This window comes from Pseudomonas sp. FG98, from assembly GCF_057808595.1.
In genome coordinates, this window is sequence record NZ_JBMDIJ010000013.1 from 54,325 (window position 1) to 68,447 (window position 14,123).

12 protein-coding genes are annotated in these 14,123 nt (G+C 63.9%); 5 read left to right on the forward strand and 7 right to left on the reverse strand.

The window, feature by feature from the left end; translation table 11 throughout:
- Window positions 1-670: 670 nt before the first annotated feature.
- A complete protein-coding gene (locus ACODSK_RS11555; RefSeq protein ID WP_489016093.1) occupies window positions 671-964 on the reverse strand; it encodes a hypothetical protein in 294 nt (97 codons plus the stop codon).
- Window positions 965-1,762: 798 nt separating this feature from the next.
- Between ACODSK_RS11555 and ACODSK_RS11560 the strand changes: the two genes are divergently transcribed.
- Window positions 1,763-1,999: a hypothetical protein gene (locus ACODSK_RS11560; RefSeq protein ID WP_489016095.1), complete on the forward strand. Its 237-nt coding sequence runs from the start codon at window positions 1,763-1,765 to the stop codon at window positions 1,997-1,999.
- A gap of 361 nt (window positions 2,000-2,360) precedes the next feature.
- On the opposite strand, the gene ACODSK_RS11565 is transcribed toward ACODSK_RS11560, so the two are convergent.
- The 3 genes from ACODSK_RS11565 to ACODSK_RS11575 form a co-directional block, all read right to left on the reverse strand.
- Complete coding sequence (locus tag ACODSK_RS11565; RefSeq protein ID WP_489016096.1) at window positions 2,361-3,326, reverse strand: FecR domain-containing protein; 966 nt, start codon at window positions 3,324-3,326, stop codon at window positions 2,361-2,363.
- Complete coding sequence (locus ACODSK_RS11570; RefSeq protein WP_489016098.1) at window positions 3,313-3,828, reverse strand: sigma-70 family RNA polymerase sigma factor; 516 nt, start codon at window positions 3,826-3,828, stop codon at window positions 3,313-3,315. Before ACODSK_RS11570 ends, ACODSK_RS11565 begins: the two co-directional genes overlap by 14 nt.
- A gap of 526 nt (window positions 3,829-4,354) precedes the next feature.
- Window positions 4,355-4,666, reverse strand: a complete 312-nt coding sequence (locus ACODSK_RS11575) for an ArsR/SmtB family transcription factor (protein WP_489016100.1) — start codon at window positions 4,664-4,666, stop codon at window positions 4,355-4,357.
- Window positions 4,667-4,739: 73 nt separating this feature from the next.
- Here ACODSK_RS11575 and ACODSK_RS11580 point away from each other — a divergent pair, with 73 nt between their 5' ends.
- Complete coding sequence (locus ACODSK_RS11580) at window positions 4,740-5,831, forward strand: NADH:flavin oxidoreductase/NADH oxidase (protein ID WP_489016102.1); 1,092 nt, start codon at window positions 4,740-4,742, stop codon at window positions 5,829-5,831.
- 39 nt (window positions 5,832-5,870) lie between these two features.
- Here the strand turns inward: ACODSK_RS11580 and pqqA are convergent, their stop codons facing one another.
- The 3 genes from pqqA to ACODSK_RS11595 are packed head-to-tail and all read right to left on the reverse strand — an operon-like array spanning window position 5,871 to window position 9,015.
- Complete coding sequence (gene pqqA / locus ACODSK_RS11585) at window positions 5,871-5,945, reverse strand: pyrroloquinoline quinone precursor peptide PqqA (RefSeq protein ID WP_489016171.1); 75 nt, start codon at window positions 5,943-5,945, stop codon at window positions 5,871-5,873.
- Window positions 5,946-5,971: 26 nt separating this feature from the next.
- The gene (locus ACODSK_RS11590; protein ID WP_489016103.1) at window positions 5,972-8,059 is read right to left on the reverse strand and encodes a PQQ-dependent dehydrogenase, methanol/ethanol family; all 2,088 of its coding nucleotides are present in this window, start codon (window positions 8,057-8,059) and stop codon (window positions 5,972-5,974) included.
- A gap of 53 nt (window positions 8,060-8,112) precedes the next feature.
- A complete protein-coding gene (locus tag ACODSK_RS11595) occupies window positions 8,113-9,015 on the reverse strand; it encodes a transporter (protein ID WP_489016105.1) in 903 nt (300 codons plus the stop codon).
- Window positions 9,016-9,386: 371 nt separating this feature from the next.
- Between ACODSK_RS11595 and ACODSK_RS11600 the strand changes: the two genes are divergently transcribed.
- The 3 genes from ACODSK_RS11600 to ACODSK_RS11610 all read left to right on the forward strand — a co-directional run bounded on the left by ACODSK_RS11600 (window position 9,387) and on the right by ACODSK_RS11610 (window position 13,209).
- On the forward strand, window positions 9,387-10,589 hold the full coding sequence (locus ACODSK_RS11600; RefSeq protein WP_489016106.1) for an MFS transporter: 1,203 nt from the start codon (window positions 9,387-9,389) through the stop codon (window positions 10,587-10,589).
- A gap of 80 nt (window positions 10,590-10,669) precedes the next feature.
- Entirely contained in the window at window positions 10,670-11,602 is a 933-nt protein-coding gene (locus ACODSK_RS11605) for a LysR family transcriptional regulator (protein ID WP_489016107.1), read from the forward strand.
- A 263-nt stretch (window positions 11,603-11,865) separates the two neighbouring features.
- On the forward strand, window positions 11,866-13,209 hold the full coding sequence (locus ACODSK_RS11610) for an SPFH domain-containing protein (protein ID WP_489016109.1): 1,344 nt from the start codon (window positions 11,866-11,868) through the stop codon (window positions 13,207-13,209).
- The last annotated feature ends 914 nt before the right edge of the window (window positions 13,210-14,123 follow it).

The following is a 14,123-nucleotide window of genomic DNA, read 5'->3' on the forward strand; positions in this document are numbered from 1 at the left end:
CTGGAAAGGAGTATTTGGCCTGGATCATTTTCTCTGCCTCTTCAGAGCTATTCGCGTCCACAGCAGAGCGCCCGACTGGTTTACCGCTATCTACGGAGTAGGCGATGTAAGCGTACCTTTGCATGTCGATTTCCTTATAAAGGTTGATGTGCTGGTCGCAGAGACCGGTCAAGCGGCCAGGTCTTCATATTGAGCGTTCGAGATGGGCTGTCTACTGGCAGAAATAACAGGTTGATCGCGAGTGTCTGTCGGCAAATCGCATCAGGGCTGCCAGGTGCTTGTCTTGAGTTTTTCAGCGTTCTCAAGATCGAGCGCCGCCCGCGCGGCGCATCGCTGGCAAGCCAGCTCCCACATTTGTTGCAACGCGCCATGGCCTGTTGGAATTGAGTTGCCAGCCTTTGTCTCATGGCGATCCATCGCGGGGAGGCTGTCGGGCTCGACTCGATATCGCGTCGTACAAACAAGGCGAACAACCATGGCCTCACTGGTATAGGTACGTTGCAACAAATGTGGGAGCGGATTTACCGGAGCGCCGGACCGCCGCGATGCGCCGCGCGGGCGGCGCTCATCTTGAGAGCGCTGACAATCTTTCGGCATGAGCCTTTTCGGCGGTGGTGTGAGCCGCTGGACCGCAGAACCAGCGGCTTGCCTCGGTCAGGTCGCAGAATGGTCAGGGTTTTTGGCCCAGAACGCTCGAAGAATGGTCATTCATGTTCTGCGTGTTGTTGATGGTGGAGCTCATCCCCCGTCTGCTTTGGACGCTCGGGACCTCATCGTTCCACCGGATCGTTACCGGATAGGCATGCTTGGCCTTGGCCAGTTTCTCCCCTTCCGTCTTGTTGGCGGCCTCCACGCTGCCGGTGGTGGTTTTGTTGCTACCGTCCGCTGCATGAGCGGTGTATCCAAACGTTGCCATTGCTATCTCCTTATAGGGATTGATGTCCTGGTCGCGGATACCGGTCAAGCGGCCAGGGCTCCATATTGAGCGTTCGGGATGGGCTGTCTACTTAGCAGAAATAACAGGTTGATCTCGGGTGTCTGTCGGGAAATCGCATCAGGGCTGCCAGGTGCTTGTCTTGAGTTTTCCAGCGTTCTCAAGATCGAGCGCCGTCCACACGGCGCATCGCGGATAAATCCGCTCCTACATTTGTTGCAACGTGCCATGGCCTGTTGGAATTGAGTTGCCAGCCTTTGTCTCATGGCGATCCATCGCGGGGAGGCTGTTGGGCTCGACTCGATATCGCGTCGTCCAAACAAGGCGAACAACCATGGCCTGACAGGCATAGGTACGTTGCAACAAATGTGGGAGCTGGCTTGCCAGCGATGCGCCGTGTGGACGGCGCTCGATCTTGAGGGCGCTAGAAAAACACCGGCATGCCCTTGGAAGCCGTGACCTGGTATCCCGACAGGCGCTCCGCGACCCCCGCGATTCAAACTTCAGGTGTCGCATATCGCTACGAAACTTCGCGGGCTTCCGACTTTTATGTAGGCAATTTCCCAAGCATACTTTTGCGCCCTTACCAGTCGTTGCGCTCTTGGCGATCACTGCCTAGGCTGCGTCGGTCGTTGCAAAATCGACGACCGGCTTTGACAGGCCGTGTGGATCTAAGACGCTGGTTGTCGTAATGGCGGCTGTGCGTGTGGGCACCTCCGGGTGCGCCGGGTTCTTAGTCCCTGGTCTGTCAACCCGCGCACAGTTGCCACCCTCTCGTTTGACAGCGAGTTCGTGGTAGCTCCAATCGACCGACTAAGGATTGCACCCATGAAAAAACTCGTTCCCGACCCGCCTCCCGTCCTCTGCATCCGCGAAGGACTCTCCCTGGACGAGGCGCTCTACCTCGCCCGCCAGCACCTCAACAAGGCCATCGATACCGCTCATGAAGCGGCGGAGGATGCGCCGCTCAAGCAGGAAACCCTGATCGGCGATTCGGTCCTGCAGATGAAGATCACCCTGGCGTTGTTGAAGGTCTGTACCAACAACCGGGCGGTGGTGGTCTGAATCGACATTGCTCTGGTGTGTGTTGTTGGTGACCCCCGATGGAGCGCAAGCGAGTGCCCCATCGGGGGGCAGAGGTGAGTAGACACGTTATGGCTGGAGTCTTGCGGTTTATTTCGGCTGGTTGTTGCCGCCACCACCGAGAATCCCTGTGAGACTCAAAAGCTGTGCGGTATCGCTGTCCCACCTGATATTCACTGGATAGGAGTACAAGGCTCTGATTTTTTTCTCCGCTTCAGCCCTATTTTCTGCGCTCACTACCATCGATAGTGGCGACCGGATCTCCATAGTGAGCGCCTGCACGGAGCTGTCTACTGACAGAAATATCAGGTACCGCCCCCTCGCCTTGCCTTTCCGTAACTTCTCAAGCCGCTGAAACACTAACCCAATGGCGCGTCCGGTAGTCGATGCGGATCGGCAGCGCCTGGGCGATCAGGGCGAGGATCTGGTCGCTGTCGGCCAGTTGATAGGTGCCGGAAACCTTCAGGTTGGCGACCTTTTCATCGCAGCGCAGAACGCCGGGGCGATAGCGCGACAGCTCGGCAATGAACTCGCCCAGGGGCATCTGCTGCACGCTCAGCACGCCCTCGCTCCAGCCCCAGGGGTCGCTGTGCAGTTGTGGATGGCGGATCTGCCCGGCGGTGTCGAACAACAGGGTTTCGTCAGCGTGGGCGATATAGCGCGGCGCGTTGTTGGCGGTGGCGGCGGGGTAGAGCGAGACATCGCCCTGACGCACCGCCAGCAAGGTGCCTTCAGGGCGCTCGCGGACCAGCAGGCGGGCGCCGGAAGCGCCGAGTACGCCAGCTCGGGTATGCAGCAGCAAGGGCCGTGGGTCAGCGCCCGCGTCGAGGGTCAGCTCGCCGCGCACCAGGGTCAGCAGGCGCTGGCGGGCATCGAAATGCAGGTCGATGGCGCTGTCGGTGTTGAGGCGGATGCGGCTGCCGTCTTCGGCGTCCAGCAGGCGCTGTTCGCCGGTAGCGGTGCGGGTATCGGCCATCAGCGCCGGCAGGCCGAGTGGCTCGCGGCTGCTCCAGAGCAATCCGCCCATGGCGGCGAACAGGCCGAGCAGCTTGAGCCCGTCGCGCCGGCCGATGCGCTGGCGCTGGCTGCCGTCGAGGGTGCGGCGACTGAGATCGCGGGGCAGGCCGGCGAACTCGTCGCTCATCGCCTCGACCCGCTGCCAGGCCAGGGCGTGGTGCGGATGCTGTTGCAGCCAGTGCTGGAAGCGTTGCTCGGTCTGCGCCGTGGGCTGGCTGAAGCGCAGGCGTACCAGCCATTCGATGGCCTGGTCGACCTGGCTCTGGTTCGGCTTGGGTTCAGGCGTCGGCATAGCGCATCCGGTAGCAGGCGGCGAAGGCCTTGGCCAGGTCGCGCTCCACTGTAGCGCGGGACACGCCGAGGCGTTCGGCGGTCTGTGGCAGGGTCAGGCCGTCCAGTTGCACCAGCAGGAAGGCGTCCCGGGCGCGGGGCTTGAGCTGGCCCAGCACGGCGTCGAGGCGTTCCAGGGTGTCGAGGATCAGCAGGCGCTGTTCTTCACTGGGCGCCTGCTCGACGGGCAAGCTGGCGAGGCTTTCCAGATAGGCCTGTTCCAGGCGGCGCCGGCGGTACTGATCGATCATCAGGCCGCGGGCGATGCTGCTCAGATAGGCACGAGGTTCCTTCAGCGGCCGGATCGGGCGCGAGCGCAGCAGGCGCAGGAAGGTGTCCTGGGCCAGGTCGGCGGCATGCTCATGGCAGCCAACGCGCTGGCGCAGCCAGATGTTCAGCCAGGAATGGTGGGTACGGAAGAGCTGATCGACCTCGGCCGGCTCCAGCATTGCGTTCGTCGGCATCGGGTCGGACAAACCTGCATGAGAGAGTGATTGTTAATCGTTCTCAATTCTATGCGGCTGGTATGCCAGGAAGCAATGGGCAAGGAGATGGGTGGTGGGGCAATCAGGCTGAGTTGTTGTCGACGGCCTCATCGCTGCATGGGTATCTACACATCTCGAGCGAAGGCCGACGCGGTCCCGGTAGGAGCTGCTTTAGCTGCGATGGACCGCGCAGCGGGCCCAGATCCTGTCTACCCAGTGAGCCTGGAGAAATGCGGCAGACCCGGCACTGTGAATCCATGATACGGCTTGGCCAAAGGCTCGTGCGGGATGGTTTTGGGACCGCTAGCGCGGCCCATCGCAGCTAAAGCAGCTCCTACCTGGACCGCGTCGCATGGTTAGTTTGGGCAAACCGGAAGATGTGTAGGTACCCATGCTCCGACAAGCCAGCTCCCACAAGGATCGCGTCGAACACCGATCTTGTGGGTTGGCCCAGAACCCTGTGGGAGCCGGCTTGCCGGCGATGGTGCCACAGACACCCGCAGGTTCAGACGTGCTGCAGGATCGCCCCGATCAAGCCGGGAAAGCGCCCGTCCAGCGCTTCGGTGCGCAGCGAATTCATATGGGTGGTGCCCACCGTGCGGGTCTGCACCAGCCCGGCATCGCGCAGCACGCGGAAGTGATGGGACATGCTCGACTTCGGTCGGCCGCCGTCGAGGTCGCCGCAACTGGCTTCGGTGCAGTCGGCCAGGCGCCGGACGATTTCCATGCGCACAGGGTCGCTCAGCGCATAGAGCACGCGTTCGAGGACGAAGTCTTGAGGGTCGGGGTGTTTGTAGGCACGCATGGGCCGAATCATACCGGAGGCTTCACTAAATGCCAAAGTTCGAATACTATCGAACAATCGTATCTAAACCTGTCAGGAGTTTCCGATGACTGCATTGTTCCAGCCGTTCACCCTCAAGGACGTCACCCTGCGCAACCGCATCGCCATCCCGCCGATGTGCCAGTACATGGCCGAAGACGGCATCATCAACGATTGGCACCAAGTGCATTACGCCAGCATGGCCCGTGGCGGCGCCGGCCTGGTGGTGGTGGAAGCCACTGCCGTCGCCCCGGAAGGCCGCATCACGCCGGCCTGCACCGGCATCTGGAGCGACGCTCATGCCCAGGCCTTCGTGCCGGTAGTCAAGGCGATCAAGGCGGCCGGTTCGGTGCCGGGCATCCAGATCGCCCACGCCGGGCGCAAGGCCAGCGCCCAACGCCCATGGGAAGGCGATGACCATATTCCCGAGTCCGATCCGCGCGGCTGGCAGACCATCGCCCCATCGGCGATTCCTTTCGGTCACCACCTGCCGAAAACCCCACGTGAAATGACCCTCGACGATATCGCCCGGGTTCGCCAGGACTTCGTCGATGCCGCTCGCCGTGCCCGTGACGCCGGCTTCGAGTGGATCGAGCTGCACTTCGCCCACGGCTATCTGGGCCAGAGCTTCTTCTCCGAGCACAGCAACCAGCGCACTGATGCCTACGGTGGCAGCTTCGACAACCGCAGCCGCTTCCTTCTGGAAACCCTGGCTGCCGTGCGTGAAGTCTGGCCCGAGCACCTGCCGCTGACCGCGCGTTTCGGCGTGATCGAATACGACGGCCGCGACGAACAGACCCTCGCCGAATCCATCGAGCTGGCCCGCCGTTTCAAGGCCGGTGGCCTGGACCTGCTGAGCGTCAGCGTCGGTTTCACCATCGCCGAAACCAATATCCCGTGGGGCCCGGCGTTTCTCGGTGAAGTGTCGCGCCGGGTGCGTGACGAGGCCGGAATTCCGGTGACCTCGGCCTGGGGCTTCGGTACCCCGCAACTGGCGGAAGAGGCGGTGAGCTCGCGGCAACTGGATATCGTCTCGGTAGGTCGCGCTCACCTGGCCGATCCGCATTGGGCCTACTTCGCGGCCAAGGAGCTGGGTGTGGATAAAGCCTCGTGGACCTTGCCGGCGCCTTACGCGCACTGGCTGGAACGCTATCGCTGAGGCAAATGATCCGGGGCTGCCAGGCAGCCCCGGATACCTTCACCGGTTGGCGAAGTACATCGTCACTTCAAAGCCGATCCGCAGATCGGTAAACGCCGGTTTTTTCCATTGCATGGTCACGTCCTCTTGCGGTTGATGAATCAGGGTTTGCCGGGGGCGACGCTTGCTTGCCGGGCCGCCTGGTAGTCCTCGTATTCGCGGTTCATCACATACGCCTTGATCTGCTCCACCTGTGCCGGCTCCAGCGAGTCGGCGAAGGCGGGCATGCCCAGCGGCCGCAGGGCACCGTCGCGGACGATCTGCTGGAACATCGTACGGCGCCCGTCGTCGGTCAGGCGCAGGTCGGGGATCAAGCCGCCGCTCTTCGCCCCGACGCCGTGGCACACCGAGCAGTAGGCGGCGTACAAGGCCTTGCCCTGGTCGATATCGGCGGCGCTGGCGTTGCCCGGATGAGGGATGCGCGTGTGCTCGGCCAGCGGTTGCTGCGCAAGCGGCGCCAGGCTGGCGCTTCCGCCCAGCTTGAACACCAGCAGGCGACTGACATTACCGACCCCCGGCGCCTTCGCCGCTTCTCCGCCGATCAGCGGCGCGACACCACCCCAGCCAGCCATGATCGCTACGTATTGTTCACCCCGGTAGCTGTAGCTCATCGGCGCGGCGACCAGGCCGGTCTGCGCGGCGAACGACCAGAGTTTCTCGCCCTTGTCCGCCGAGTAGGCTTCCAGGTTGCCGGTCGAGGTGCCCTGGAACACCAGGTTGCCTGCGGTGCTCAGGGTGCCGCCGTTCCAGTAGGTCGCCCGCGGTACGCGCCAGGCTTCCTTCTGCTTGACCGGGTCCCAGGCCAGCAGGGCGCCGGAGACCACCGACTGGGGAATGTCGGTAGCGTCGGCAAAGCCGGCGCCGGTGTTGAAGGCCTTGCGCCGGACGAAATCCTTGCCTTCGTTGCGATAGACCCCGGGAATTTCCTGGTAGGGGATGTACACCAGGCCGGTGTCGGGGCTGTACGACATGGAGTGCCAGTTGTGCGCACCGAACGGGCTTGGCCACATCACGATGGGCTTGTCTTCATAGCGCACGCCGGGCGCTTCCACCGGGCGGCCGGTGGCCAGGTCGATACGTTCGGCCCAGGTCACCTTGCCGAACTTCTCGGCGGACAGCAGCTTGCCGCTTTCCCGGTCGAGCACGTAGAAGAAGCCGTTCTTCGGCGCCTGCATGATCACCTTGCGCGGCTTGCCGTCGATTTCCAGGGTCGCCAGGGTCAACTGCTGGGTGGCGGTGAAGTCCCAGGAATCACCGGGCGTCACCTGGTAGTGCCAGGCCAGCCGGCCGCTGTCCGGGTGCACGGCGAGGATCGACGACAGGTAGAGGTTGTCGCCACCGCCGGGGCTGCGCAGCTCGCGGTTCCACGGCGAGCCGTTGCCGGTGCCGACATACAGCAGGTCGAGCTCGGGATCGTAGGCCATGCCGTCCCAGGCGGTTCCGCCGCCACCGCCTTTCCAGTAGTTGTCGCCCTTCCAGGTCTTGGCGGCTTCGGCCAGCTCAGGATGCTCGTAGGGTTTGCCCGGGTCGCCGGGCACGGTGTAGAAGCGCCAGGCCATCTTGCCGGTCTCGGCATCGTAGGCGGAGAAGTAGCCGCGCACGCCGTACTCGGCGCCGCCGTTGCCGATGATCACCTTGCCCTTCACCACCCGCGGTGCGCCGGTGATGGTGTAGGGCTTGCTGTTGTCGGTGGTCTGCTGGCTCCACAGCGGCTTGCCGGTGCGGGCATCAAGGGCGATCAGACGGCCGTCGAGGGTGCCGATGAAGACCTTGCCGTTCCACAGCGCCACACCCCGGTTGACCGCGTCGCAACAGGCATCGCGGGCCTTGTCGCGGGCCAGTTGCGGGTCGAAGGTCCAGAGCACCTTGCCGCTGGCGACGTCGACGGCGATGGCGCGGCTCCAGGACAGCGAGGCATAGAGCACGCCGTCGTGGAACAGCGGCGTGGCCTCCAGGCCGCGGTTGTTTTCCAGGTCGATGGACCAGGCCAGGCCGAGCCTGGCGACGTTGGCCGCGTTGATCTGCTGCAGCGGGCTGTAGCGTTGTTCTTCGTAGGTGCGGCCGTGGCTCAGCCACTCGCTGCCATCGGTCTGGCTGGCGACGATGGCCTTCTGGTCGACGTTCGCGGCGTGGGCGACGGGCCCGAGCAGGGCAAGCAGCAGGGCTGCGGCAAGGGACGCGGTGTTCATGCAGGCATGACTCCTGGATCTGATTGTTATGGGTGGAGTAGGGGCAACGGGGCTCAGAAGATATGCAGCAGGCGCAGGTTGATGCGGTCTGCCTCGCGGAAGCCGTTTTCCACCGACAGGTCGCGCCCGTAGTTGACCAGCAGTTGGGTACCGGGGGTGACGAAGTACGAGGCGCCGACGGTGAATTTGCGGGTCTGCGCTTCGTCGTCCATGCGCTGGCCGTCGACCTTGGTCTCGCCGCCCCACAGGCGCGAGACGCCGACCCGCACATCGAAGCGCTCGGTGAAGTTGTAGCGCAGCATCGCCTGGCCCTGGTACAGCGCCGACTGCTTGAGGGTGGCGCCGGTGGGGCCGTAGTCATCGTTGTTGCCGAAGAAGGTCACGTCGCCGACCAGGTCGAGGGTGAGCTTGTCGGTCAGGCCGGTGATGTAGCCGGCCTGCAGCACGTACTTCCAGCGATTCTCGCCAAGGTTCAGGGCGTCGTCCTTGTCGTAGCTGCCCGTCGGCACGTAGACGTAGGGGGTGATCCCGAAGTAGCGGCGCTTGGCCGGATCGTTCAGCAGCCAGATGGTCGAGGCGAGGATCAGGTCGCCGGTGCCGCTGTCGTTGCCGAGCCCCTTGGTATCGTCCTTGGCGCGCAGGCTGCCGAACGGCAGGAGGAACTGCGGGTCGATGATGAAGTTGCCGAGCTTCATGAAGTGCACGCCGCGCAGGATGCCCACGTCGGAGTCCAGGCGGGCGTCGATCGGCGCCTTGTGGCCATCGGCGTACAGCGATTTGCGTTCGGCGTGCTGGTAGTACACCAGGCCGAGATTGGTGCCTTCCGGCAAGGCGGTGTAGTCGCCGGCATCGACATCCACCGCCCGGGCGGGCGAGGTGTAGCCGGTCAGCAGGGCGATGGTGCAGGCCAGGGGGACGCGCAGGGGCGCGAGCAATGCTTTTCCGCTCTTCGTCATGTCATTACCTTTTTATTGTTCTTGTTCGTGATGCCTTCCATGTCCGAGCGCTGTCTCACCCACGCCGGACCCGGGCTCGGCTGAGCAGGAGCTGTGCCATCGTCGGCGGGTTGATCGAAAGGTCTTTGCCAATCAGTGGCTTGGATCAGGCTGGAGGCAAGGTCCGGGGCAACTTGCGCAGGGGGCTGCCGTCTCATTCTGGGACAGCCGGTGTGCGGCCAGCTGTCTCGAACTGAGACGCCGCTATCCGCCAGCGGCCCCCGGCTTTGCGCGATACGCACTGCTGTATTGCCGCGCGGATGGATTCCCCGAGGCGCGTCGGCCCTCTAGTCTGGCGGCATCGGTTTTCACTCACCCCACGAGGTTTCGCCATGTCCTCTGGCAACTCCGCGACCGCCCCTTCCTCGGCGGCGCACACCACACCCACGCTCTCCGGCTCGCTGGTGATCTTTCTCGCGATCTGCTGCGGTGCGGTGGTCGCCAACCTGTACTACGCCCAGCCCATCGTCGAGCTGATCGCGCCGTCGATCGGCCTGTCCAGCGCCAACGCCAGCCTGATCGTGTCCCTGACCCAGTTCGGCTATGCCTTGGGCCTGCTGTTCCTCGTGCCGCTGGCCGACCTGCTGGAGAACCGCCGCCTGCTGGTGGGCTTCACCCTGGCCGCCGCCGTGTGCCTGGCGGCGGCGGCATTGAGCACGACGCCGTCGCTGTTCCTGCTCTGTTCGCTGCTGATCGGCCTGACCTCGGTGGCGGTGCAGATCCTCGTACCGCTGGCCGCGCACATGGCGCCGGAAGCCTCCCGCGGGCGGGTGGTCGGCAACATCATGAGCGGCCTGCTGCTGGGCATCCTGCTGTCGCGGCCGATCTCCAGCACCCTGGCCGAAGCCTTCGGCTGGCGTGGAGTGTTCTTCGGTGCGGCGGGGCTGATGGCGTTCATGGCGGTCGTGATGGGGCTGCTGCTGCCACGCCGTCTGCCTGCGCACCAGGCCAGCTACGCAGCGTTGATCGGTTCGGTGTTCACCCTGGCCCGCCGCTATGCGGTACTGCGCGAGCGCTCGCTGTATCAAGGCCTGCTGTTCGCCGCCTTCAGCAGCTTCTGGACCATCGCGCCCATCGAACTGGTGCGCCACTACGGCTTCAGCCAGGGCGAAGTGGCGATCTTCGCCCTGGTCGGCGCGGTGGGTGCGATTGCCGCACCGATCGCCGGCCGCCTGGCCGACGCCGGGCATGGCGTGCGCGGAACCCTGGCGGCACTGCTGCTGGCGCCGCTTTCGCTGATCGTCGGTTCCTTGTCGGGCGCCGGCTGGCTGTGGATGGTGGTCACGGCGGTGGCCCTGGATTTTGCCGTGCAACTGAACATGGTCCTTGGCCAGCGTGAGGTCTACGCCCTCGATCCGCACAGCCGGGCGCGTCTCAATGCGGTGTACATGACCAGCATCTTCGTCGGCGGCGCCCTTGGTTCGCTGATCGCCAGCCCGCTCTACGAGCAGGTCGGCTGGCCGCTGTTCGCCTGCATGGCGGCGCTGCCTCCACTGGCGGCGCTGATCCTGTTCATCCTCCGTCCCCGCGCCTGAGCACGCCAGTGCAAGCGCAACGCGACACTTTGCTGCACACTGCCCGGCCAGAGACATCAGGCGAAGCCAGGAGCCGGGCTGTGGATAAATTGCAGGCGTTGAGCATGTTCGTCGAAACCGTGCGCTGCGGTGGTTACTCGGCCGCGGCGCGCAAGCTGGGCGTGGCGACCTCGTCGGTGACCCGCCAGGTCGCTGCCCTTGAAGCCGAACTGGGCACCACGTTGCTCAACCGCACCACCCGCCACAGCAGCCCGACGGTGGCGGGCCAGGACTACTACGACAAGGCCGTGGCCATCCTCGAAGCCCTGGCCGAGGCCGATGGCGCGGTGTTCGACCGCGGCAGCGAGGCCAGAGGGCGGCTGCGGGTGAACGTGCCGGTGGAGTTCGGCCGCCGGGTCATCGCCCCGCATCTTGGCCGCTTGCTGGCGCGGCATCCCGAGCTGGATATCAGCCTGACCCTCAGCGACCAGATGACCGACCTGCTCACCGAGCGGGTTGATCTGTGCGTTCGGCTTGGCTCGACCCTGAGCAGCGACGATGTGATCAGCAAACCGATAGGCCGCTTCGAGCGCTGGCTGGTGGCGAGCCCCGGCTATCTGCAGCGGGCGAGCATCCCGCGCCACCCGCTGGACCTGCTGGAGCATCAATGCCTGGTCTTCGACTACGGCCCGGCGGTGCAGAACTGGGTATTCCGCGAAGGTGGCGACAGCATCCCGATCAACGTCCAGGGGCGCCTGCGCAGCAACAACGCCGACGTCCTGCGTGAAGCGGCGATGGCCGATGGCGGCCTGGCCTTGCTGGCCGACTGGCTGGTGCTGGAGGACGTGCGCCAGGGGCGCTTGCTGCGGGTGCTGGAGGCGTTCGAAGCGAGTCCGGGGAGTGCCAGTTGTGCGATCAATGCGCTGTACCTGCCGAGCCATCGGGATTCGAGCAGGATTCGGGCTTTCGTCGGGTTTCTGGAGGAAATCCTGGGTAACGGGCATGGATTGGTCGGGAGCGTTTCGACTGGTTAAGGTTCGGCATCTATCAGGCAAGTGCTTGCCGTGGGCGGCCGCATGGCGACGACATCCAATTTGGAGCGCAGTGCGTACCGAATTGAGTTGGGCCCACTACCGCACTGCTGTCGAACAGGAGGCCGCTAGCAATCTGCGGCAACCCGGCCCAGGTCAAATCGGACGCTCTATGTCAGACGATTCCCACAGTTCCTTCCGAATCGCCTCATTGCTGGGGAAACGCCCACCCTAGAGCATGCGTGCTTCCCTTCAAGGAGGTATTCATGACTCATTTATCAATGCCGGATGTCGCTTTTCCTCGTATCCGCCGCAAGACCATCGCTCTCGTCGCTATTCCCCTGGTCGCCATCGGCACCTTCGCGGCGTTGTTCAGCCAGATCTACTTCTACAACGAAGCCGGTCATATGGCTCACGTGCGCACCATCTTCGGTGAAGAGAAGGTGGTCGAGGACGTGGGCTACGCCACCCAGTGGTTCGGCCGCACCACGACGTGGAAGCGCACCATCGGCGTCCAGTCGGCGTTGCAGGGCGATACCCATGCCAGTGGCAACCCGACGGTGACCGTCGGCACCCTGCCCATCGTGTTCCTCGGCAACGTCGACGCCAAGGCGGAGTTCAGCACCCAGTTCCGCATGCCGACAGGAGAGGCGTTCCTGACCATCGCCCATGAATACCGCACCCCGGAAAACTTCATGCAGCGGGCGCTGCTCCCGGCAGTCAAGGAAACCCTTCAGGCCACCGCCTCGCTGATGAGTGCCGACGATTACTACGCCGGTGATCGCAGCCAGTTCGGCGCCGAGTTCGAGAACCAGTTGCGTGATGGTTTGTACCTGACCAAGCGCAAGGAAATACGGATCCAGCGCGACCACCCTCCAGCGCAAACCGCAATCCTCCAGGCGGGTACCGACCAGGGCCAATACGGCGACAACCTGTCCACCCGCTTCGTCATCGAGAAACTGCGCGACGACAAGGGCATGGAAATGCGCAAGCAACAGCAGTTCCGCCTGTTTGGCGTCGAGGTGGTGGACGCCCGGGTCACCCATATCGACCCCAATCCGCAGTACCAGCAGCGTATGGTTCGCGTGCAGCAGGCCCTGGCCGAACTGGCCGTGGCCCGGCAGAACCGCCTCAAGGAAGAGGAAGAAAAACAACTGGTCTCTGCCCGCGGCGCCAAGGATGTCGAAGCCAGGCGCCAGGAAAGCCTGCGTGAGCAGATCGAACGCACCACCCAGGCCGAGACCGAAAAACAGCTCACCCTGATCAATGCCGAGCGTGAGCAGCGCCGCGCCGAAATCGAGAAAAAGACCGCCGAACTGCTGCGCGACAAAGCCCATATCACCGGCGAAGCGACCAAGATCACCGCCGATGCCGAAGCCTATGCACGGGCCGCATCGATCAAGGCGGACGGTGCGTTGCAGGCCAAGCTCGACGCCTTGGTGCGGATCAACCAGGCCTGGGCCGAGGCGGCAACCCACGCACCGGTACCAGCGGTGATGATGGGGAGCTCCGAGGGCGGAGTGGGGCGCCAGGATGAAATCAGCAAGCTGATGAGTGTCCTGGCGACCAAGGCTGCCAGGGACCTGGCGGTTGATCTCAAGACGGAGTAACGACGCGCTCGAGGTAGGAGCTGCTTCAGCTGCGAAGGACCGCGCCAGCGGTCCCGAACCCATCCCGCACGAGCCTCTGGTCAAGCTGCATCGCGGATTCACTGTTCGCCCTGGCGCGTGTATCCAGACTCGTTGAGTTGCCAGGTTTCGGGACCGCTGTGCGGTCCTTCGCAGCTGACGCAGCTCCTACCTGTGCCGCTCAGACGGGAACGACCTTGTAGCGTTTCAGGGTTCTGACTTTGCCGTGGGGGATCCTCGCTAGATGAGCGCATTGTGCACACCAGGTACCTCTGCGTACCGAGGCATAGGTTGCATGCCAGCTGTGTCCGCGGTGGCAAAGCCAATGCAGCTTTACATGGCACCGGATATAGGCCTGGGACAGGCATTGGCCACCACGTGCTCGGGCGGTTGCGTGTGCGTCGTCCAAGGTAAGTCGCTGGCGTTCACGGTTGCACCATAGACACCAGCCTCCTCTTACGACCCGATAACCGAGAGTTTCCCATTCATGGCCCTGGGCACAGCGAAAACGATACTTTCCGCGTACTCCCTCATAGGTGCTCGACAAGCATTGGCCTCCTTGTGCGGCCGCTGCGTCGTGCAGGCGCTGGAGTCCGTCCTGATGCAGATACTCCCTGGCCTTGCGCAGCCCGTCGCATTGGGGGCACCAGGTGCCGCTTAGCACAGACTGGGCAGGGGTTCGCCACTCATGGCCTGCTCCGCAACGGAACAAATAGGTGTGGTTGGTGCCGACATAGTCTGCCTCGGCCGTCAGAACCTGGCCCCCACGTTGTGCGGTCACCTCGTGAAGGTTCTGCCAGCTTTCCGAGACCAGGCGTGCGTAGAACGGGGAGCGTACACAACGCGGGCAATCTGCATTGCCCAATGCGCGGTGGCCCATGCGTGTCCAGGCATGC